Genomic DNA, 19,701 nt, shown 5'->3' with positions numbered 1-19,701 from the left:
GGGGATGGGGTGGCGGATGTGGCGGCGTATGGTGACATGACAGGGTTCGGCGAGAGCTGCGTGAAGCTTCAGTCTCGCCATAACCCGGCGACGGCTCAATCGGAATAACCCGAAAAATGGGGCTGTGTAACGGGTAGTGAACGATGGGGACGTCATCGGTTCACTGCGATCGTCAGCCTTGCGTCGTCAGTCGTGATGCGAGGGGCGTGGCCCCGGCTTGAACAGGCGTACCGTCTTGATTGCCTGATTGTCGATCTGTACGATCTCCATGCGCAGGCCCTCGATTTCGAGGCTGACCGCAGCTTCCGGAATCTCGCGCAGCACTTCGAGGATCAGGCCGTTGAGTGTCTTGGGGCCATCGGTGGGCAGATGCAGCCCGAGCCGGCGGTTCAGATCGCGCAGTCCGACGCCGCCACCGACCAGGCATTCGCCGTCGGACGTCCAGCCCGAGCGGCTGCCACCGGTGCCCGGCACGCTTGTCGTGAACTCGCCGATGAGTTCTTCGATGATGTCCTCGGTCGTCACGAGCCCTTCGACTTCCCCGTACTCGTTGACCACCAGTCCCACGCGTCGCTGGTTCTCCTGGAAGTACTGCAACTGACGCAGCGCAGGCGTATCGCTCGGAATGAAGTAGGGATCCACGAGCAGCGCGCGCAGCGTATCGACCGAGAGATCGTCCGGATGTCGTAGCGCGGAAAGCGTGCGGCGCACCGGCAAAATGCCGATGATGCGATCGATGTCGCCGTCGTAGACGGGCAGCTTGTTGTGATAGCAGGTCTCGAGTTGCGAGAGGATGGTATCGAGCGGCGCCGAAATGTCGAGAGCCTCGATGCGGGCGCGCGGCACCATCACGTCGTCGACGGCGATGTTTTCGAGATCGAGCAGATTGAGCAACACACTCCGCGGTTTGGTCGGCATGTAGTTGCCGGCTTCGAGCACGATGGTGCGCAGTTCTTCAGTCGTCAGACGCGCTTCGCTTGCCGCGCGACGCGTATCGATGCGAAGCACGCGCAGCATGCCGCGCACGAAGCTGTTCAGCACCCAGACGAGCGGGGCCGCCGCGACGACGATGGGCCGCAGCGGTGTGCTGACGGACAGGGCGATGCGCTCCGGATACGTCGCGCCCACGATTTTCGGACCGATCTCAGCGAAGATGATGATGAGCAGCGCAATCATCGCGGTCGCGATGGAGAGCGTGAGCGCATCGTTGCCGAAGTAGCGCACCGCGATCGACGTGGTGAGCACCGGCACGACAGTATTGATGACGTTATTGCCGACGAGAATCGTCGAGAGCAGATCTTCGGTTCGGGAGAGCAGCCCCTGCGTCGATTTGGCGCCGGTGACGTTCATGCGCACCAGGTGCTTCAGGCGATGGCGGTTGAGCGCCATCATGCTCGTCTCCGAGATGGAAAAGAACCCCGAGCAGATGATCAGGAAGGCGACGGCGCAAATCTGCGCCCATAAGGGCAAGGCGTCCAAGCTATTCGATGCGCAAAGCGCGGCGGTGGCAATGAGTCGCCACTATATCAGAGGGGATACGGGCATCCGTTTTGCAACCCGGCCCACGCGAGCTGCGAGTTCGCAATGCCCGAAGCGTTGGGCAACGCAGGAGCGGTCGTGATGTGGCGGAGTCCCAAGCGTTCGGCGAGACACCGGCAAATCCGTCGAGGCGATCAAGACGCTGAAATAAAAAACCGACGGACACGTCCGTCGGTTTTTTTGCTTTGCCTGTCAGCAAAGTTAATCCTGGTCGGGGTGAGAGGATTCGAACCTCCGGCCTCTACGTCCCGAACGTAGCGCTCTACCAGGCTAAGCTACACCCCGCTTCGATACTGCTACTTCGCTAAGTGCGTCGCGCTATCGAGTAAGAACATAATTCTAGCAGGCTATTTTTGTAATGGGAAGAGGGAAGTGCAGAAATTATTTGTGCCGCCGCATCCGCTTCTTCTTTTGCCCGTGCCAGCGTGTAGTCGAGCGCGCCGGTGCGCGTGATTGCCGCAAGGATCGGCTCGAACTTGTCGGTGCCGCCATTCTCGATGGCCTCGCGTACCAGGGCGCGCTCGGCTTCGGTGCCGTGCTGGAGCACGTGAATCAGCGGCAGCGTCGGTTTGCCTTCGCGCAGATCGTCACCTGCGTTCTTGCCCATCGCGTCCGTGTCGCCGGCATAGTCGAGCCAGTCGTCCATCAACTGGAAGGCGGTGCCCAGACGTCCGCCGTATTCGCGAACGGCGGCTTCGGTCTGCGTGTCCGCGTTCGCGAGCACGGCCGCCAACTGCGTTGCCGCTTCGAACAGCGTGGCCGTCTTGTACTTGATCACTTGCAGGTAACGCGCCTCGTCCACATCGGGATCGTGCATGTTCAGCAGTTGCAGCACTTCGCCTTCGGCGATCACGTTGGTGGCGCGCGCCAGAATCTGCATCACGCGCATGTTGTCCACGCTCACCATCATTTCGAAGGAGCGCGAATACAGGAAGTCTCCGACCAGCACGGACGCCGCATTGCCGAACAGCGCATTGGCCGTCTGCTTGCCGCGGCGCAGGTCGGATTCGTCGACCACATCGTCGTGCAGCAGCGTGGACGTATGGATGAATTCGATGACTGCGGCCAACTCGAAGCGAGCCGGCGAGGTGACGCCCAGCGCACCGGACACCAGCAGCAACAATGCCGGGCGCAGCCGTTTGCCGCCCGAATTGATGATGTACTCCGAGATCTGATTGATCAGGACCACCTCGGAGGCCAGCCGGTGGCGGATAAGCTGGTCGACGGCACGCATGTCGTCGGCGATGGCGGCCAGTACGTTCTGGGGAGAAGTCGAAGCAGTCAAGACAAGGCTCGGGTGAGGAAAAATTCGCCCCAAATTATATAGTGGGCGCGGCCACTTTCGGGCACCAGAGCCGCGGAATGACTGGCGTCATGGAAGTCTTTGACGCAAAAGGAGAAAGTCTGTATAATTCCCGGTTTTCGTGCGCGCATTCGTTGCGCCGGGTCCGAAAATACTTCGGTATGACGGCCCGCAGCGGTGCGACGGGCCGGTAAGTCGAGTCCTTTCGGGACCCTCGGTCTGCACGGAAATTCTCTTGTTTATGAGTGAGGTTCAACAATGTACGCGGTCATAAAAACCGGCGGTAAGCAATATAAGGTTGCTGCTGGCGAAAAGCTCAAAGTAGAACAGATACCGGCTGACATTGGCGCTGAAATCACCATCGACCAGGTTCTCGCCGTTGGCGAGGGCGAATCGATTAAGTTCGGTGCGCCGTTGGTCAGTGGGGCTTCCGTCAAGGCTACCGTTATCGCCCAGGGTCGTCACCCCAAGGTGAAGATTTTCAAGATGCGCCGTCGCAAGCACTACCAAAAGCGTCAAGGCCATCGCCAAAACTACACCGAGCTGCGCATCGACAGCATCAACGGCTAATCGATCGAGCTAGGTAAGGAGTTAAGTCATGGCACACAAAAAAGCAGGCGGATCGTCCCGTAACGGCCGCGATTCCGAGTCGAAGCGCCTCGGCGTGAAGGTGTACGGCGGTCAGGCGATCCTGGCTGGTGGCATCATCGTTCGCCAACGCGGTACTCGTATGCATGCTGGCGAAAACGTCGGCATCGGTAAGGACCACACGCTGTTTGCACTGGCCGACGGCCACGTGCAATTCGCCGTCAAGGGCGCAGCGAAGAAGCAAGTGGTCAGCGTGGTGCCGGCAGCGTAAGCTAAGCCTTTTGCCACCAAAAGGCTCCGCTCTCATGCGGAGCCTTTTTTGTTTGTCCCGCCAGCGTGCAGCGAATCTATCGCGCCCGGCATGGGGCATTGAACAGTATTCAGGATCGTCTGCGGACGGTCGTTAAGCGGGGCGGACCCACATGAAATTCATTGACGCAGCACGAATCGAGGTGATCGCCGGGAACGGCGGCAACGGCTCGGCATCGATGCGCCGTGAGAAATTCGTGCCGTTCGGCGGACCTGACGGCGGCGACGGCGGTCGCGGCGGCAGCGTGTTTGCCGTGGCGGATCGCAACATCAATACCCTGATCGATTACCGGTATTCGAAGAAGCATCTGGCGAAGAACGGTGAATCCGGTCGCGGGTCGGACTGCTACGGCAAAGGCGGCGAAGATATCTTCCTGCGCATGCCGGTCGGCACCATCATCACGGATATGGACACCGGCGAGACCATTGCCGACCTGACCGAACACGGCCAGGAAGTCGTGCTCGCGCAAGGCGGTGCGGGCGGTCTCGGCAACCTGCACTTCAAGTCGAGCACGAACCGCGCGCCGCGTCAGAAGACGGACGGCAAGCCCGGCGAGCGCCGTATGCTTCAGTTGGAGCTGAAGGTGCTCGCAGACATCGGTCTGCTCGGCATGCCGAATGCAGGGAAATCGACGTTCATCGCGTCGGTGTCGAATGCGCGTCCGAAGATCGCGGATTATCCGTTCACGACCTTGCACCCGAATCTGGGTGTCGTGCGCACGGCGCCGGGCAAGAGCTTCGTGATCGCCGATATTCCGGGCCTGATCGAGGGCGCGGCGGAAGGTGCCGGCCTCGGCCATCAGTTCCTGCGTCACTTGCAGCGCACGGGGCTGTTGCTTCACATCGTGGACATCGCGCCGTTCGACGAGGGCGTCGATCCGGTGGCGGACGCCAAGGCCATCGTTCTCGAACTGCAAAAGTACGACGAGGAACTGTTCCAGAAGCCGCGCTGGCTGGTGCTCAACAAGGTGGACATGGTGCCGGAAGCGGAACGTGCCGAGCGCGTGACCGACTTCAAGCAGCGCTTCGGTTGGGACGGCCCGACCTTCGAGATCTCCGCTTTGACCGGCGAAGGCTGCGAGAAGCTGTGTCTGGCCGTGCAGGAGTATCTGTATCAACAACGTGGTGCGGTCGAAGAAGCGATCGAAGACGCTGCGCTCGATCCCCGTTTCCGTGCGGGTAGCGCGGCACCGCTCGCCAGTGCCGCCGACGTCCCACCACAAACCCCAACGGACGACGCGCCAAAGGCGTAAACTCCGTATCACTCGAACGCTGGCGGCGTCGCGCGACAGGTCTCCGACACCGCGCGCCAACGCCAGCGATCCGGCCGCTGCGGCAACGTGAGCGACGACCGGCGCCCCGCGCCTCCCCGGTCTTCCGCGCCCGCAGCAGCTTCGTCTTCCCAATCCATCCGGAGAGTTCAGGTCCATGCGTTCGGTCATCGCCGATGCCAAGCGGCTCGTGGTGAAAGTGGGCTCCAGTCTCGTGACCAACGACGGTCGCGGGCTGGATGATGTCGCCATTGCGCGTTGGGCGCAGCAGATCGCCGCGTTGCGGCACGGGGGCGACGCACGACCGCCGAAGCAGGTCGTGCTCGTGAGCTCGGGGGCGATCGCCGAGGGCATGCAGCGGCTGGGCTGGACACGCCGCCCGAAGGCCATCGACGAATTGCAGGCCGCCGCCGCCGTGGGCCAGATGGGTCTCGCGCAGGTGTACGAAACCCGCTTTGCCGAGCACGGCGTGCGAACGGCGCAGATTCTGCTCACGCATGCCGATCTGGCCGATCGCGAACGCTATCTGAATGCGCGTACGACGTTGCTCACGTTGCTGCGTCTGGGGGTGGTGCCGATCATCAACGAGAACGACACCGTCGTGACCGATGAAATCAAGTTCGGCGACAACGACACGCTCGGCGCGCTCGTCACGAACCTGATCGACGGCGACGCACTGGTCATCCTCACCGATCAGTCGGGCCTATACACCGCCGATCCTCGCAAGCATCCCGACGCCGAGTTCGTGCACGAAGCTGAAGCGGGCGACGAGCGTCTCGAAGCGATGGCCGGCGGCGCCGGCACCAATATCGGTCGAGGTGGCATGCTGACCAAGATTCTGGCCGCCAAACGCGCAGCGACCAGCGGGGCGCATACCGTGATCGCCTCAGGGCGTGAAGCCGACGTGCTCGTGCGTCTGGCCGGCGGTGAAGCCATCGGGACACAACTGGTGGCGCGCACGGCTGTGCTGACCGCCCGCAAGCAGTGGATGGCGGATCATCTGCAAGTACGTGGTCGCGTCGTGATCGACGCGGGCGCGTGCAAGAAGCTGATGGAGGAGGGCAAGAGCCTGCTGCCGATCGGCGTAATCGAGGTGGAGGGCACCTTCGCGCGGGGTGAGGTGATCGCCTGCGTGGACGAGACCGGTCACGAAGTCGCGCGCGGCCTGTCGAACTACAGTGCTTCCGAGACGCGCCTGATTCGCCGCCACCCAAGCAGCGACATCGAACAGGTGCTGGGTTTCGCGAACGAGCCGGAGCTGATCCATCGCGACAACCTGATTCTGCGCTGAGCCCGACACCGTCTCCTTCGCGGGGCAGGGCAGTCAGAGACAAAAAACGCCGGCACGTGATTCGTGACCGGCGTTTTTTCGTGGGGATGACGGCGACGCTCTCGACCGGGCGACGCCGCCCTGGCATGACCTCAACGATAGGCGGCGGGCGTCGTCGGATACCGCAGGTTCTGCACGATGTCCTTGGCGGTGCCGTACGGCGTTTTGTCCTGGCAAAGGAAGTCGCGGTAAAGCACGCCCTGATACGCGGTCGACCCGTACGGACGGATCGGACGCCACTCGCTGTTACGCGCCGGGACCCAGGTGCCGTCGGGGCGGCCGGTCGCATACAGACGCGATTCGAACGACGAGCAATGAATGCCTTCGTAAGACACGTTGCGCGCGCCTTCCTTGCTGCGGATCACGGCGATGTAGCGCACCACGCCGTCTTCTCGCGTGACTTCGATGGACTTCGCGTCGATGGCGTAATCGAGGGTGGCGTTCGGCAATGTGGGGAAGCTGATCAGATCGGCGTCTTTCGGCGCTTCGGTCGGCAGCTTGTATTCCGCTTCCTTCCATTTGCCCTTGGCCGCCTCTTGCTGCGCCATGTATTCGTCGAAGTCCTGAACGGGCTGCGACGTGCTGCTGCAAGCCGCGATCAGCGCGAGGGTGGCCAGAGAAGCGAGCGTGACCAGGCGCGGAGCGCGGCGGGCAAAGGAAGGACGCATGGGAGTGTGGTCGAGGGATCAAAAAAAGCGGGCGCGGGCAGGATGCCCGCGTCCGGTGTTGAGACAGGTCGGCAGCGGTCCGGTTCAGTGCTCCCGGCGGTGCTGCCGGTCGGCATTGTCCGCGTTGTCGGTGTTGGCCGCAGAATCCGACGTGGCCGACGTGGCCGTTGCGCCGTCGCAGTCACTGCCGTCGCCGCTGCCGAAGCCGCCGTCCTGTTCGTTCGACGCATCCGTGGCGCCCGGCGGCATGTCGCCGACCCGTGCCCCGGCACGCGGAAACCGTCTCCGGTCCTGCTGCGCGCGTGCGGCCGTGCGTCGCAGGTAACGCGAGAGTTCGTTCAGCGCGAGCTGATAAACCTCGCGCTTGAACTCGATCACCGCGTCGAGCGGCACCCAGTATTCGTTCCAGCGCCAGGCGTCGAACTCCGGATGATCGGTCGCACGAAGGCAGATATCGCAATCGCGTCCGACCATGCGCAGCAGGAACCAGATCTGCTTCTGGCCCCGGTAATGTCCGCGCACTTCGCGTTTGATGAACTTGTCCGGCACCTCATAACGCAGCCAGTCGCGTGTGCGACCGATGATTTTGACGTGTTCTGGCTTTAGCCCGGTTTCCTCGTGCAATTCTCGGAACATGGCCTGTTCGGGCGTTTCGCCGTACTTGATGCCGCCTTGCGGGAACTGCCAGGAGTGCTCGCCCAGCCGCTTGCCCCAGAACACTTCATTGCGTGCGTTTAAGAGGATGATGCCGACGTTCGGGCGAAAGCCTTCACGGTCCAGCATACAACCACCCTTGAATCCTTTAAAATTGCTTCGATTATAAACAGATAATCACCGGCGCGGCGGCCGGCGGCGGCTCGGGCAACCGGGGCGGCGCGTACGGCCGGCGGGAGTCTCAGGGGCTGCGAAGCCATTACGTGGCGCACCCCGTCCCCGCTTCGGCGCAGCCGACCGAACCGCCGCGTGCGCCGCTGACCCTAATTTTTCCCGGAAATCTGCATGAAAGCCTCTCGTTTCTTCATCGGCACCCTCAAGGAAGCGCCCGCCGACGCCGAAATCGTCAGCCACAAGCTGATGATGCGCGCCGGCATGATTCGCCGCGTTGCCGGCGGTATCTACGATTACCTGCCGATCGGCCTGCGCTCGATCCGCAAGGTCGAAGCCATCGTCCGTGAAGAAATGAATCGCGCGGGTGCGCTCGAATTGCTCATGCCAGCCGTGCAGCCGGCCGAACTTTGGCAGGAGTCGGGGCGCTGGGTGAAGTACGGCCCGGAATTGCTGCGCCTGAAGGATCGTAACGACCGTGAGTTTGTCGTCGGTCCGACCCACGAGGAAGTGGTGACGGATATCGCGCGCCGCGAAATCAAGAGCTATCGCCAGTTGCCGGTGAACTTCTACCAGGTGCAGACGAAGTTCCGCGACGAAATCCGCCCGCGTTTCGGCGTGATGCGCGGCCGCGAGTTCATCATGAAGGACGCCTATTCCTTCGATAAGGATCGCGCCGGCCTGCAAGCGTCCTACCAGAAGATGTTCGACGCCTACGTGCGCATCTTCACGCGTCTGGGGCTGGAGTTCCGCGCGGTGGTGGCCGATAACGGTTCCATCGGCGGCTCGGGCTCGCATGAGTTCCACGTGATCGCCGAGACCGGGGAAGACGCCATCGCCTACTGCCCGACCTCGGACTATGCAGCCAACGTCGAGATGGCCGAGGCGCTCGCACCGCAACGCGAGCGCGCCGCACCGGCCGAAGCCATGACCCGGACCGCCACGCCGGGCAAGGCCAAGTGCGAAGCGGTCGCGGAACTGCTTTCGATTCCGCTCGAGCGCACGATCAAGTCGATCGTGCTCGCGACGGACGACGAGACGGCGGGCACCACCATCTGGTTGCTCTTGCTGCGTGGCGATCACAGTCTGAACGAGATCAAGGCGAGCAAGGTGCCGGGCCTGGCGGAGATGCGTTTTGCCACCGAGGCCGAGATTGTCGAGTGGTTCGGCACGCCGCCGGGCTACCTCGGCCCGATCGGCACGAAGAAGCCGGTCAAGCTCGTGGTCGATCGTACCGTGGCGAAGATGAGTGACTTCGTTGTCGGCGCGAACGAGACGGACTTCCACATCACGGGCGTGAACTGGGGCCGCGATCTGCCGGAGCCGGACATCGTCTTCGACCTGCGCAATATCGTGACGGGCGATCCGTCGCCGGACGGCAAGGGCGAGATCGCACTGTGCCGCGGTATCGAAGTCGGTCACGTGTTCCAGTTGGGCACGAAGTACTCGGACGCCATGAATGCCACGTTCCTCGACGAGACCGGTAAGCCGGCACCGATGGAAATGGGCTGCTACGGTATCGGCATCACGCGTATTCTCGGCGCGGCCATCGAACAGAACTTCGACGATCGCGGCATCATCTGGCCGGAAGCGATTGCCCCGTTCGAAGTGGTGCTGTGCCCGATGGGCTACGATCGCAGCGACGCCGTGCGCGCCGCCGCCGACAAGCTGTACGACGATCTGCTGGCCGCAGGCATCGACGTGATTCTCGATGACCGTGGCGAGCGCCCGGGTGTGATGTTCGCCGACTGGGAACTGATCGGCGTGCCGCATCGTGTGGTGATCGGCGACCGTGGTCTGAAGGAAGGCAAGATCGAGTATCAGGGCCGCCGCGATACGGAAGCCCAGTTGCTCGACGCCGCCGTGGTGGCGGAAGTCGTCACGGGCAAGGTGCGCGCCGCCAAGGCCGTCTGAGCGGGGCGCCGTCGATGCCGTGCCGGTCGATCCGACCGGCGGCGCATCGAATGCGCTGCGGCGCGTGACGCAGTTGCGCTGCCGTCAAGAAAAAGGGACCTCGTCGAGGTCCCTTTCTTGTTTGTCGCGGGAACGTCTCCCGCCGCGTCGTTCGCGCTATCGGTGCATTGCGCACCGACGTGACGATCGACTATCGCGGTGCGATCATCGCGCCGTCGTCAGCGCACGGATGGCGGGCAGGTTGCGCCAGTAACCCTTGGCGTCCATGCCGCAACCGAAGACGTAACGATCCGGTACGGTGAAGCCGCAGAAATCCGGATGCGACGGCTTTTCCTTCGTCAGGATCTTCTCGCAGAGCACGGCGCTGTAGAACTTCGACGCGCCCATCTCCAGGATCCGGTCGCGAATCGCGGCCATGGTGGCGCCTTCATCGAGAATGTCGTCGAGCACGAGCACCACGCGGTCGCGCACCGAATCGCGCGGCGCCACACGCCACTGCATTGCACCGCCGGTGGTGGTGTTGTTGTAGCGCGAGAGGTGGATGTAGTCGAACTCGAGCGGGAAGTCGAGACGCGGCAGGAGCATGCCGGTGAAGACGGCGGCGCCGCCCATGACCGACAGCACCATCGGGAATTCGTCGCCAATGGCTTCCTTGATGGCCTTGGCCATGGTGTCGACGCAGCGGTTGACTTCGTCGGCGGAGACGATTTCTTCGGAATTACGGAATACTTCGAGGGCTTCTTCGCGGTTCATATGGGGCGACCCTGTGGAACGGTGTTGCGTGGATTCGCTAAATGCGGCCCGGAGTATATCAGCGCATACCGGGCATCATGCCCTTCATGCTGCGCATCATCTTCATCATGCCACCGCCTTTGAGTTTCTTCATCATGGTGCGCATCTGATCGTACTGATTGAGCATGCGGTTGACTTCCTGCACCTGCACGCCTGCGCCCGCGGCGATGCGACGCTTGCGGCTCGCCTTGATCAGCTCGGGTTTGGCGCGCTCGGCGGGCGTCATCGAGTTGATGATGCCTTCCATGCGGCGCACCTGCTTCTCGGCCTGATCCATGTTCGTCTGGCTGGCGGCCGCCTGGAACTGCGCGGGCAACTTGTCCATGAGCGACGACAGACCGCCCATTTTCTTCATCTGGCCGATCTGTGCCTTGAAGTCGTTCAGATCGAAGTCGCCGCCTTTCTTGACCTTGTCGGCGAGTTTTTGCGCGGCCTGCACGTCAACGCCGCGTTGCGCTTCCTCGACGAGCGCGAGAATGTCGCCCATGCCGAGAATCCGGTTCGCCATGCGATCCGGGTGGAAAACTTCCAGGCCGTCGAGCTTTTCGCCGACGCCGACGAACTTGATCGGCTTGCCGGTGATGTGGCGCACCGACAGCGCCGCACCGCCGCGCGAGTCGCCGTCGAGCTTGGTGAGCACCACGCCGGTGAGCGGCAAGGCATCGTTGAAGGCGCGGGCGGTGTTCACCGCGTCTTGCCCCAGCATGGCGTCGACGACGAACAACGTTTCGATCGGTTTCAGCTCGGCGTGCAGGGCGCTAATTTCCTGCATCATCGCTTCGTCAATACCCAGACGGCCGGCCGTGTCGACGAGCAGCACTTCGTGGTGATGGCGACGCGCCCAGTCGACGGCCGCACGGGCGATATCGACCGGCTTCTGATCGGGTTGCGACGGGAAGAAGTCGGCGTCGACCTGCTTGGTCACCGTCTCCAACTGGGCGATGGCGGCCGGGCGGTAGACGTCGGTTGAGACCGTGAGGACTTTCTTTTTCTGGGCGCGCAGCAGCTTGGCGAGCTTACCGACGGTGGTCGTCTTGCCGGCGCCTTGCAGACCGGCCATCAGGATGATGGCGGGCGGGGTGGTGGCCAGATTGAGTTCGGCGGCGCGACCTTCGTAGTCGCCGCCCATGAGAGCCGTCAGTTCGCGTTGCACCACGCCGACGAGCGCCTGACCGGGCGACAGGCTGGAAATGACTTCCTCTCCGAGGGCCTTTTCCTTCACCTTGGCGATGAAATCGCGCACCACCGGCAGGGCGACGTCGGCCTCGAGCAGGGCGAGGCGTACTTCGCGCAGCATTTCCTGCGTGTTGGCCTCGGTCAGCCGGGCTTCGCCGCGCAGCGTCTTGACGACTTTTGCAAGGCGGGTAGTGAGATTGTCGAGCATGAAACGTATCCTGTAAGACCTGAAGCGGCCTTGGTTGCCCGCCCATCGGCCGGTTAGTGGCGATGGCAAGGCGGTGGCAAGCACGGCAGCGCGCCCCTCATGGGCTGGTGTAAACTTCAAACATGACTATTTTACTGTATGCGCTGACCGCCATCCTCTACGCCGGGTTGGCGGTTTGTTCGTGGCAAGGCTATCGGCGCGACGCCGCGCTCGCTCTCGCGGGCGGGCAGGTCGCGCCTGCGCCGGTCACGGGCACGCCCTCGCGCTGGCCGATGCAGCTGTCGCTGTTCGCCGCGTTGCTGCTGCACGGGGTGTTGCTGCATCAGACGATCTTCCGCGCGGACAGCATGCACTTCGGCTTCGCGTACATGCTCTCGGCCATGTTGTGGCTCTCGGTCGGCATTTACTGGATCGAAAGCTTCTTCTTCCCGCTCGACAGCCTGCGACTGATGGTCACACCCGTGGCCGCCGTCGCCTGTCTGTTGCCCGCGATTTTTCCGGATGTGCGCATTCTCAGCTTTGCGGCGGATCCGATTTTCAAGGCGCACTTCATCATCGCCAACATGGCCTACGGGCTGTTCGGACTGGCGGCGCTGCATGCGTTGCTGATGCTCTATGCCGAGCGTCAGTTGCATCCGTCGCGCAGCAGCGAGGCGACCGGCTGGCTCTCGCGCTGGCTCGAAACGCTGCCGCCGCTGCTGACGATGGAGAAGCTGCTGTTCCGGTTGATCAGCGCGGGGTTCGTGCTGCTGACACTGACGCTGATTTCGGGTGTGATGTTCTCCGAAGCGCTGTTCGGGCGCGCGGTGCGCATCGATCATAAGACCGTGTTCGCGGTGGTGTCGTGGCTGATGTTCGGCGCGGTGCTGCTCGGACGGCATTTTTACGGGTGGCGCGGTAAGGTCGCGCTGCGTTGGGTTCTGGCGTCGTTCGTGGCGCTGTTGCTGGCGTATGTCGGTTCTCGCTTCGTGCTTGAGGTGGTGCTGCATCGCATGACGGAGACTTGAAGCGCGATGCGCAATATCCTGCTGTTACTGTTGCTCTTGATTGCCGGGACGTGGTGGATGCGCCATAACGAACGCAAGCGCATGGAGCGTCCTGAGCGTAATGAGCGTGACGAACGCATGCGCACATCCCCCGGCAGCACAGGCCGCACGACGGCGCGTCAGTCGCTGCCGCCGGCCGAGCGCATGGTGCGTTGCAGCGAGTGCGACACCTATCTTCCCGAGAGCGAATCGCTCCCCGGCCCCGGCGACAAGCACTTCTGTAGCGCCGCGCATCGCGACGCTCATCTCGCGCGCGAACACCGCGCCTGAGTCCTGCTGCACGAACGTGCCGCGCGGCGATCCCCGCCCGCTGCGCTTCATGCGCATCGCGCGTACCCCCTCCGCATCTCCCGCGCGTGCCGCGCTGATCCCGAGCGCTCCCGGCCGATGCCCAATTGGCCCGTGTCGGCCCGTGTCGGCTTGCGCATGACTGTCGCATGCACTAAAACACAGTTACCTACCCCATCGATAACAGCCAAAACACGGGGGCGACGACAGGAGGGCGCAATATGCTAATGCGCAGACGGATGTATTTCCTTCTTCCCGATCTTGCGAGTGCGCAGCGCACGATGAGCGATTTGTTGCTCGCGCGGATCGAGGAGCGTCACATCCACTTCATGGCACGTGACGAAATGGATCTGGAGGGACTGCACGAGGCTAACCTGCTGCAGACATCCGATATCGTGCACGGCGCCGAGGCCGGGCTCGTGATCGGTGGCTTCTGCGGTCTGGCGGTCGGTGCAGTCGCCGCGTTTTTCCCCATCGTGGGCACGCGCCCCCAGTGGGAACTGATGATCGTGACCGCACCGCTCGGCGCGCTGTTCGGTGCATGGGTGTCCAGCATGATCGGTGTATCGGTGCCGAACTCTCGACTCAAGGCGTTTCGTGAACCGCTGGCGCGCGGCATGATCCTGCTGATGGTGGACGTGCGCGAGAGCCGCGTCGACGAGATTCGTGAGATGCTCAAAGCGCATCATCCCGAGGCGCACATGGAAGGCGTCGAAGCGGCGATCCCGGCGTTCCCCTGATGCCAGGCAAACGTGATCCAACGTAAGCGGGGTGTGATCGGGACGTGATCGACAGCGACGACGGGACTTGCGCAGCATGCGCGTGTGAAGCGTTTTACCGGCCAGCGATGGCCATTGGCGCCGCCCCTGTGAGCGGCGCGGGATGGTGTGCGTGTCCTGCGGGCGACGCAGGGCGCGAGAGCGGCGCCATCCCCGGGCGTGGACACGCCCACGGAAGCCTCTCGGCCAGGTCAGGCGAGAGGCTTCTTCTTTGGGAATTTGCCTTTTATTTTTCGACTTGTATCGGACGATGACCAACGTGACACTGGTCATTCGTCAGGGAACGGCACGAGCCGTGCGTCGGGCCGACAACCGGCGACGTCACGCCAAGTGGGCTACAATGCCACCCCTCGCTCTACGGGAGTTCGCTGTGCCCGTCACGCTCCAGTCATCTGCGTCCCCTAACGTTGCGCTCCGGTCGCTCGCATCGCCCGTCTCCTTCGGCCGGTCGGTGTGCGTCGCGGCGTTCGGCGTGTTCGTCGCGCCGTCGCGAGGTGACGCATGAACGCGCCGGACAAACTACCGGTCCTCACGCTCGACGCCGACGGCTGGATACGGGAAGCGGAGCGCCTGCCGTCGCCGAACTTCGACGTTCGTCCGCAGGGCATGCCGATCGGATTGCTTGTGGTGCACAACATCTCGTTGCCACCGGGGCAGTTCGGCGGCGACGAGATCCCGGCGTTCTTTCAGAACCGACTCGATCACGATGCGCATCCGTTCTTCGACGAGATTCGCGGCGTGCACGTGTCGTCGCATTTTCTGGTGCGACGCGATGGTGCGTTGCAGCAGTTCGTGTCGTGCGACGCGAGAGCGTGGCATGCGGGCGCCTCGTCCTTCGAAGGACGCACGCGCTGCAACGATTTCTCAATCGGCGTTGAACTGGAAGGCACCGACGACCTGCCATTTACGATGGCGCAGTATGTGACGTTGGCGGCGCTCACGCGTGTCTTGCGTGAGCAATATCCGATTCAAGCCGTGGCCGGGCATGCCGATATAGCACCTGGCCGGAAGACGGATCCGGGGCCGCACTTCGAGTGGCAGCGACTGCGTCGGATGGCTGGGCTGACGCCGCAAGCGTTACCGTTCCAGACGGCCTCCCGGGGCGACATGTCGGGAGACGCCGAAGGGGGCGATTAACCCTCACCCGGCGACAGGTTTTGCTTGACACGGGCATGGCGCGGGCCTTCCCGGGAGTGAAATTTTTGAGTTTGCGGAGTGCGTCATCTCCACTATACTTAGTGCCAATCCGGCCGCTGACCACTACATATAGTGGTCGGTGACGGGAAGCAAGATCCATCAATACCGTGCTTGCCCCGCGGCCTTTTGTGGGGCGGCACAGCAGCAAAGCCGTGCAGCGGACACCTTGAACCCTTGGCCGTCCGTCGGTCGTGCGGTGTTCAGCACTTCGCTCCATCGGCGCCCCCAGGGCGCACTTTTTGCCGACTTCAGTACCTGGTATTGCTGGTGGAAGTGCGCTAACAGCACCATCTCATTGGAACGGGAGTTTTTACATGCAGACTAACGAAAACCTCACCCGCCCGAACCCGACGCCCGCCGCGAATGCCGGCAATGGCACGGGTGCGTCGGCGCCCCAGACGACGGGCGCATTCGAGCCGGCTACCAACGCCGACTTCAAAGTGATTCGACGCAACGGCGCGGTGGTGGGTTTCGAGCCGTCGAAGATCGCGATCGCCGTGACCAAGGCGTTCCTTGCCGTGAACGGCGGACAAGGCGCGGCTTCGGCGCGCGTACGCGAACTCGTGGAACAGTTGACCCAGAACGTCGTGCGCGCATTGGTGCGCAGCCGACCGAACGGCGGTACGTTCCACATCGAAGACATTCAGGATCAGGTCGAACTCGCGCTCATGCGCGAAGGCGAGCACAACGTGGCGCGCGCCTACGTGTTGTATCGCGAAAAGCGTTCGCAAGAGCGCGCCAGCGCCGTCGAGACCGCGCAGGAAGCGGCCACGCCCGACACCCCGGTGCTGCATGTCACCGACAACGGCGTGACGCGTCCGCTCGACATGAACGCTCTGCGCGGTGTGGTGAAGGCCGCCTGCGAAAACCTCGGTGGCGAAGTGTCCGCCGAGCCGATCCTGGCTGAAACCATCAAGAACCTGTACGACGGCGTGCCGCTGTCGCAGGTCTACGATTCGGCGATCCTCGCCTCGCGTACGCTCATCGAGAAGGAACCGGCTTACAGCCAGGTCACCGCACGTATCCTGATGCACACGATCCGCCGTGAAATCCTCGGCGAAGAAGTGCCGCAGGCTGAAATGGCTTCGCGTTACATCGAGTACTTCCCGCGCTTCATCAAGCAGGGTGTCGACGCCGAACTGCTCGACGAGCAACTGCTCTCGTACGATCTGGGCAAGCTGGCGGCGGCGCTCGACGCCAACCGCGACCTGCAATTCAACTACCTCGGCCTGCAAACCCTGTACGACCGCTACTTCCTGCATATCGACGGTCATCGCATCGAAATGCCGCAGGCGTTCTACATGCGTGTGGCGATGGGGCTGGCGTTGAACGAAGTCGAGCGCGAAGCGCGTGCGATCGAGTTCTATCAGATCCTGTCGAGCTTCGACTTCATGAGCTCCACGCCGACGTTGTTCAACTCGGGCACGCGCCGCTCGCAGCTCTCGTCGTGCTACCTCACGACCGTCTCCGACGATCTGGAAGGCATTTACGAAGCGCTCAAGGAAAACGCGCTGCTGTCGAAGTTCGCCGGCGGTCTGGGCAACGACTGGACGCAGGTTCGCGCACTCGGCTCGCATATCAAGGGCACGAACGGCAAGAGCCAGGGCGTGGTGCCGTTCCTCAAGGTGGTCAACGACACGGCCGTGGCCGTGAACCAGGGCGGCAAGCGCAAGGGCGCGGTCTGCGCCTATCTGGAAACGTGGCACCTGGATATCGAAGAATTCCTGGAACTGCGCAAGAACACAGGTGACGACCGTCGCCGCACGCACGACATGAACACGGCGAACTGGATTCCCGATCTGTTCATGAAGCGCGTGATGGAAGGGGGCGAGTGGACGTTGTTCTCGCCGTCGACCTGCCCGGATCTGCACGACAAGTTCGGCAAGGCCTTCGAACAGGCGTACACGGCCTACGAAGACAAGGCCGCGCGCGGCGAGATCAAGCTGTTCAAGAAGGTGCCGGCGCAAGCGCTGTGGCGCAAGATGCTGGGCATGCTGTTCGAAACCGGCCATCCCTGGATCACGTTCAAGGATCCGTGCAACATCCGCTCGCCGCAGCAGCACGTGGGCGTGGTGCACTCGTCGAACCTGTGCACGGAAATCACGCTCAATACGAGCGAGACGGAAATCGCCGTGTGTAACCTCGGCTCGGTGAACCTCGTGGCTCACCTGAAGCAGACGGCCAACGGCTACGAACTGGATCACGAGAAGCTGCAACGCACCATTCGCGTGGCGATGCGCATGCTCGACAACGTCATCGACATCAACTACTACGCGGTGGCGAAGGCGCGCAATTCGAACCTGCATCACCGTCCGGTGGGCATGGGCATCATGGGCTTCCAGGACTGCCTGCACCTGCTGCGTACGCCGTATGCGTCGAACGCCGCCGTCGAGTTCGCCGATCGTTCGATGGAAGCGGTTTGCTACTACGCTTACTGGGCCTCGACCGAACTGGCCAAGGAACGCGGTCAGTACTCGTCGTACAAGGGCTCGCTGTGGGATCGCGGCATTCTGCCGCAGGACTCGCTCAAGCTGCTGGCCGAAGAGCGTGGCGGTTACGTCGATGTCGACCTGTCGAGCACGCTCGACTGGGACAGCCTGCGCAAGCACATCGCTTCGCACGGTATGCGCAATTCGAACTGCGTGGCGATCGCACCGACCGCGACCATCTCGAACATCATCGGAGTCTCGGCCTGTATCGAGCCGACGTTCCAGAACCTGTACGTGAAGTCGAACCTGTCGGGCGAATTCACGGTGGTCAACGAGTATCTGGTGCGTGACCTGAAGGCCCGCGGTCTGTGGGACGAAGTGATGGTCGCCGACCTGAAGTACTTCGACGGTTCGCTCGCCCGCATCGACCGTGTGCCGGCCGATCTGCGCGAGATCTACGCCACGGCGTTCGAAGTCGAGCCGAAGTGGCTGGTCGAGGCCGCGTCGCGTCGTCAGAAGTGGATCGATCAGGCGCAGTCGCTCAATATCTATATGGCGGGTGCATCGGGCAAGAAGCTCGACGAGACGTACAAGCTGGCGTGGACGCGCGCGCTCAAGACCACGTACTACCTCCGTACGATGGCCGCAACGCACGTCGAGAAGTCGACGGTGAGCCACGGTGCGCTGAACGCGGTGCCGAGCTCGGGCGGTGTGTCGGGCGGCTTCTCGGCCGAACCGACCTCGCCGCTGGCCCAGCCGATGCCGGAAGCCGAAGGCGCCGTGTGCACGATGCGTCCGGGCGATCCGGGCTTCGAAGAGTGCGAGGCTTGCCAGTAAGTCGGGTATGAGGCGGCGCCACAGGGTTCACGTGGCGTCGCGCATAGGGAAAACCCCGTCGATCCGAAAGGACGACGGGGTTTTTCTTGGCTTCACGATCGCGGGGGATCGAAGGCAGGACGCACGGGAGTGGCCTCAGGCCAGGTCGATGCGCATCGACAGATCGAGCGTCTGGCCGTGCGCGAGCACGACGTGATCGTGGTCGAACTCGCCGACCCGGTGCGTCGACGGCTCCAGGCAGAGGTAGGGGCGTCCGGCAGGGGAGTGCAGCACGAGCCAGGACGCGTTGTCGCTGCGAACCGTCGCGCAGCGCAGGCCGCCGGCGTAGTCGATACGGGCGTCGAAGCGCCCGGTCCCGGACGGCACTTCGGCAAACCAGGTCGAGCGGCCTCCGGTGTCGAGACCGCCGCCGACCGATACCACTTCCATCGGACCGACGTGAACGCGTTGCTCGCTCGGCCAGCGAATGTCCTCGGACGCAGAGCGCCACAGCGCCTCGGATTCGAAGGTCAGGCGCGCGCCGGCCGGCCAGCGGAAGTACGGATGCATGCCCAGCCCCGCAGGCATCTCCTGCGCCGAAAGGTTGGTGAGCGAGAGCTGCATGTCCACGCCCAGCTCGTCGAGCGTTACCGACAGGTAGGCCTGATAGTGCCAGGGCCACTCCGGCTGCGCGGGGCAGTCGAGTTGCAGGACACAGCAATGCGAGCTTTCGTCGACCACTTCCCACTCGCGGCGCAGCCCCCAGCCGTGCAACGAACTCGACGCGACGGACGCCTCGCGAACGGTGAGGATGCGCTCGCGCCAATGCAGCGTGTCGTCGCGCAACATATTGGTATACGGCAGCATTGGGAACGCGCCGGCTTTCGGCCATTCGTCGGAGGAGAAGGGTTCGTTGCCGAGGGGCACGAGGTAGTCGAACAGGTCGCCGCGCGTGTCGCGTCGGGCGAGCCGGGACACGCGTGCGCCGCAACCGGGCTGCACTTCGGCGACGAGCGCACCTCTCGCGAGGCGGATCGGTTTGCCGGGTGTCAGCGTGGGCGGGGTGGCGGTAAGGGCGGGGCCTGACGCGGCTGGAGGTGTTGGCCCGGGTTGGCCTGTCGGTGCCTGTGCGCCATCGGTGCCTGAGGGTGTCATCGTCGATATCTCCTTCATTGGCGTCGGTAGATGGCGCTCGCCGGCGTCTGCCGCTCCGGTCTCGCGCC

18 protein-coding genes and 1 tRNA gene are annotated in these 19,701 nt (G+C 63.2%); 11 read left to right on the top strand and 8 right to left on the bottom strand.

Annotated elements, in window-relative coordinates; translation table 11 throughout:
* Positions 1-186: 186 nt before the first annotated feature.
* Positions 187-1,479 (bottom strand): HlyC/CorC family transporter, encoded by a 1,293-nt coding sequence (locus PAN31108_RS21765; protein ID WP_150670854.1) that lies wholly within the window; start codon positions 1,477-1,479, stop codon positions 187-189.
* Here PAN31108_RS21765 and PAN31108_RS26490 point away from each other — a divergent pair.
* A complete protein-coding gene (locus PAN31108_RS26490; protein ID WP_174995090.1) occupies positions 1,379-1,621 on the top strand; it encodes a hypothetical protein in 243 nt (80 codons plus the stop codon). The genes PAN31108_RS21765 and PAN31108_RS26490 overlap by 101 nt on opposite strands.
* Positions 1,622-1,747: 126 nt before the next feature.
* On the opposite strand, the gene PAN31108_RS21760 is transcribed toward PAN31108_RS26490, so the two are convergent.
* Both PAN31108_RS21760 and PAN31108_RS21755 read right to left on the bottom strand, forming a co-directional pair.
* Positions 1,748-1,824: transfer RNA gene (locus PAN31108_RS21760), tRNA-Pro, on the bottom strand.
* Between the two features lie 19 nt (positions 1,825-1,843).
* On the bottom strand, positions 1,844-2,773 hold the full coding sequence (locus tag PAN31108_RS21755) for a polyprenyl synthetase family protein (protein ID WP_246184085.1): 930 nt from the start codon (positions 2,771-2,773) through the stop codon (positions 1,844-1,846).
* Positions 2,774-3,100: 327 nt separating this feature from the next.
* Between PAN31108_RS21755 and rplU the strand changes: the two genes are divergently transcribed.
* The 4 genes from rplU to proB all read left to right on the top strand — a co-directional run bounded on the left by rplU (position 3,101) and on the right by proB (position 6,301).
* Positions 3,101-3,412, top strand: coding sequence for a 50S ribosomal protein L21 (rplU, locus tag PAN31108_RS21750; RefSeq protein ID WP_010803930.1), 312 nt, complete (start codon positions 3,101-3,103; stop codon positions 3,410-3,412).
* 28 nt (positions 3,413-3,440) lie between these two features.
* Positions 3,441-3,701: a 50S ribosomal protein L27 gene (rpmA, locus tag PAN31108_RS21745; protein ID WP_010803931.1), complete on the top strand. Its 261-nt coding sequence runs from the start codon at positions 3,441-3,443 to the stop codon at positions 3,699-3,701.
* Between the two features lie 151 nt (positions 3,702-3,852).
* Positions 3,853-4,992 carry an Obg family GTPase CgtA gene (gene cgtA, locus PAN31108_RS21740; protein WP_150670852.1) on the top strand — a complete coding sequence of 380 codons (1,140 nt, stop codon included), beginning with the start codon at positions 3,853-3,855 and terminating at the stop codon, positions 4,990-4,992.
* Positions 4,993-5,167: 175 nt separating this feature from the next.
* Complete coding sequence (proB, locus tag PAN31108_RS21735) at positions 5,168-6,301, top strand: glutamate 5-kinase (RefSeq protein WP_150670851.1); 1,134 nt, start codon at positions 5,168-5,170, stop codon at positions 6,299-6,301.
* Between the two features lie 131 nt (positions 6,302-6,432).
* Here the strand turns inward: proB and PAN31108_RS21730 are convergent, their stop codons facing one another.
* Positions 6,433-7,008, bottom strand: coding sequence for a CNP1-like family protein (locus PAN31108_RS21730; protein ID WP_150670850.1), 576 nt, complete (start codon positions 7,006-7,008; stop codon positions 6,433-6,435).
* Between the two features lie 84 nt (positions 7,009-7,092).
* Complete coding sequence (locus PAN31108_RS21725; protein ID WP_150670849.1) at positions 7,093-7,791, bottom strand: RNA pyrophosphohydrolase; 699 nt, start codon at positions 7,789-7,791, stop codon at positions 7,093-7,095.
* 216 nt (positions 7,792-8,007) lie between these two features.
* Between PAN31108_RS21725 and PAN31108_RS21715 the strand changes: the two genes are divergently transcribed.
* Entirely contained in the window at positions 8,008-9,747 is a 1,740-nt protein-coding gene (locus PAN31108_RS21715) for a proline--tRNA ligase (protein ID WP_150670847.1), read from the top strand.
* Positions 9,748-9,951: 204 nt separating this feature from the next.
* Here PAN31108_RS21715 and PAN31108_RS21710 read toward each other — a convergent pair whose 3' ends face one another.
* Together PAN31108_RS21710 and ffh are read right to left on the bottom strand one after the other, a co-directional pair.
* Positions 9,952-10,500 (bottom strand): hypoxanthine-guanine phosphoribosyltransferase, encoded by a 549-nt coding sequence (locus PAN31108_RS21710; protein WP_150670846.1) that lies wholly within the window; start codon positions 10,498-10,500, stop codon positions 9,952-9,954.
* A 58-nt stretch (positions 10,501-10,558) separates the two neighbouring features.
* Positions 10,559-11,923 (bottom strand): signal recognition particle protein, encoded by a 1,365-nt coding sequence (gene ffh, locus PAN31108_RS21705; RefSeq protein ID WP_069340961.1) that lies wholly within the window; start codon positions 11,921-11,923, stop codon positions 10,559-10,561.
* A gap of 122 nt (positions 11,924-12,045) precedes the next feature.
* Here ffh and PAN31108_RS21700 point away from each other — a divergent pair, with 122 nt between their 5' ends.
* The 5 genes from PAN31108_RS21700 to PAN31108_RS21680 all read left to right on the top strand — a co-directional run bounded on the left by PAN31108_RS21700 (position 12,046) and on the right by PAN31108_RS21680 (position 18,499).
* Positions 12,046-12,930: a cytochrome C assembly family protein gene (locus PAN31108_RS21700; RefSeq protein ID WP_150670845.1), complete on the top strand. Its 885-nt coding sequence runs from the start codon at positions 12,046-12,048 to the stop codon at positions 12,928-12,930.
* Between the two features lie 6 nt (positions 12,931-12,936).
* Entirely contained in the window at positions 12,937-13,239 is a 303-nt protein-coding gene (locus PAN31108_RS21695) for a PP0621 family protein (protein WP_150670844.1), read from the top strand.
* 245 nt (positions 13,240-13,484) lie between these two features.
* Complete coding sequence (locus tag PAN31108_RS21690) at positions 13,485-13,997, top strand: DUF1269 domain-containing protein (RefSeq protein WP_150670885.1); 513 nt, start codon at positions 13,485-13,487, stop codon at positions 13,995-13,997.
* Between the two features lie 540 nt (positions 13,998-14,537).
* The gene (gene ampD, locus PAN31108_RS21685) at positions 14,538-15,173 is read left to right on the top strand and encodes a 1,6-anhydro-N-acetylmuramyl-L-alanine amidase AmpD (protein WP_150670843.1); all 636 of its coding nucleotides are present in this window, start codon (positions 14,538-14,540) and stop codon (positions 15,171-15,173) included.
* Between the two features lie 374 nt (positions 15,174-15,547).
* The gene (locus PAN31108_RS21680; protein ID WP_150670842.1) at positions 15,548-18,499 is read left to right on the top strand and encodes a ribonucleoside-diphosphate reductase subunit alpha; all 2,952 of its coding nucleotides are present in this window, start codon (positions 15,548-15,550) and stop codon (positions 18,497-18,499) included.
* 135 nt (positions 18,500-18,634) lie between these two features.
* On the opposite strand, the gene PAN31108_RS21675 is transcribed toward PAN31108_RS21680, so the two are convergent.
* Complete coding sequence (locus tag PAN31108_RS21675) at positions 18,635-19,633, bottom strand: aldose epimerase family protein (protein WP_150670841.1); 999 nt, start codon at positions 19,631-19,633, stop codon at positions 18,635-18,637.
* Positions 19,634-19,701 lie beyond the last annotated feature (68 nt).

The sequence above is a fragment of the Pandoraea anhela genome (genome assembly GCF_902459655.1).
GTDB lineage: Bacteria > Pseudomonadota > Gammaproteobacteria > Burkholderiales > Burkholderiaceae > Pandoraea > Pandoraea anhela.
This window is presented reverse-complemented; position numbering and strand designations above follow the sequence as displayed.

What these genes read in the sequence shown, in the direction of transcription:
- PAN31108_RS21755 (WP_246184085.1), bottom strand. Translation starts at nt 2,773, where the DNA reads ATGCGTGCCGTCGACCAGCTTATCCGCCACCGGCTGGCCTCCGAGGTG.
- rplU (WP_010803930.1), top strand. Translation starts at nt 3,101, where the DNA reads ATGTACGCGGTCATAAAAACCGGCGGTAAGCAATATAAGGTTGCTGCT.
- rpmA (WP_010803931.1), top strand. Translation starts at nt 3,441, where the DNA reads ATGGCACACAAAAAAGCAGGCGGATCGTCCCGTAACGGCCGCGATTCC.
- cgtA (WP_150670852.1), top strand. Translation starts at nt 3,853, where the DNA reads ATGAAATTCATTGACGCAGCACGAATCGAGGTGATCGCCGGGAACGGC.
- proB (WP_150670851.1), top strand. Translation starts at nt 5,168, where the DNA reads ATGCGTTCGGTCATCGCCGATGCCAAGCGGCTCGTGGTGAAAGTGGGC.
- PAN31108_RS21730 (WP_150670850.1), bottom strand. Translation starts at nt 7,008, where the DNA reads ATGCGTCCTTCCTTTGCCCGCCGCGCTCCGCGCCTGGTCACGCTCGCT.
- PAN31108_RS21725 (WP_150670849.1), bottom strand. Translation starts at nt 7,791, where the DNA reads ATGCTGGACCGTGAAGGCTTTCGCCCGAACGTCGGCATCATCCTCTTA.
- PAN31108_RS21715 (WP_150670847.1), top strand. Translation starts at nt 8,008, where the DNA reads ATGAAAGCCTCTCGTTTCTTCATCGGCACCCTCAAGGAAGCGCCCGCC.
- PAN31108_RS21710 (WP_150670846.1), bottom strand. Translation starts at nt 10,500, where the DNA reads ATGAACCGCGAAGAAGCCCTCGAAGTATTCCGTAATTCCGAAGAAATC.
- ffh (WP_069340961.1), bottom strand. Translation starts at nt 11,923, where the DNA reads ATGCTCGACAATCTCACTACCCGCCTTGCAAAAGTCGTCAAGACGCTG.
- PAN31108_RS21700 (WP_150670845.1), top strand. Translation starts at nt 12,046, where the DNA reads ATGACTATTTTACTGTATGCGCTGACCGCCATCCTCTACGCCGGGTTG.
- PAN31108_RS21695 (WP_150670844.1), top strand. Translation starts at nt 12,937, where the DNA reads ATGCGCAATATCCTGCTGTTACTGTTGCTCTTGATTGCCGGGACGTGG.
- PAN31108_RS21690 (WP_150670885.1), top strand. Translation starts at nt 13,485, where the DNA reads ATGCGCAGACGGATGTATTTCCTTCTTCCCGATCTTGCGAGTGCGCAG.
- ampD (WP_150670843.1), top strand. Translation starts at nt 14,538, where the DNA reads ATGAACGCGCCGGACAAACTACCGGTCCTCACGCTCGACGCCGACGGC.
- PAN31108_RS21680 (WP_150670842.1), top strand. Translation starts at nt 15,548, where the DNA reads ATGCAGACTAACGAAAACCTCACCCGCCCGAACCCGACGCCCGCCGCG.
- PAN31108_RS21675 (WP_150670841.1), bottom strand. Translation starts at nt 19,633, where the DNA reads ATGACACCCTCAGGCACCGATGGCGCACAGGCACCGACAGGCCAACCC.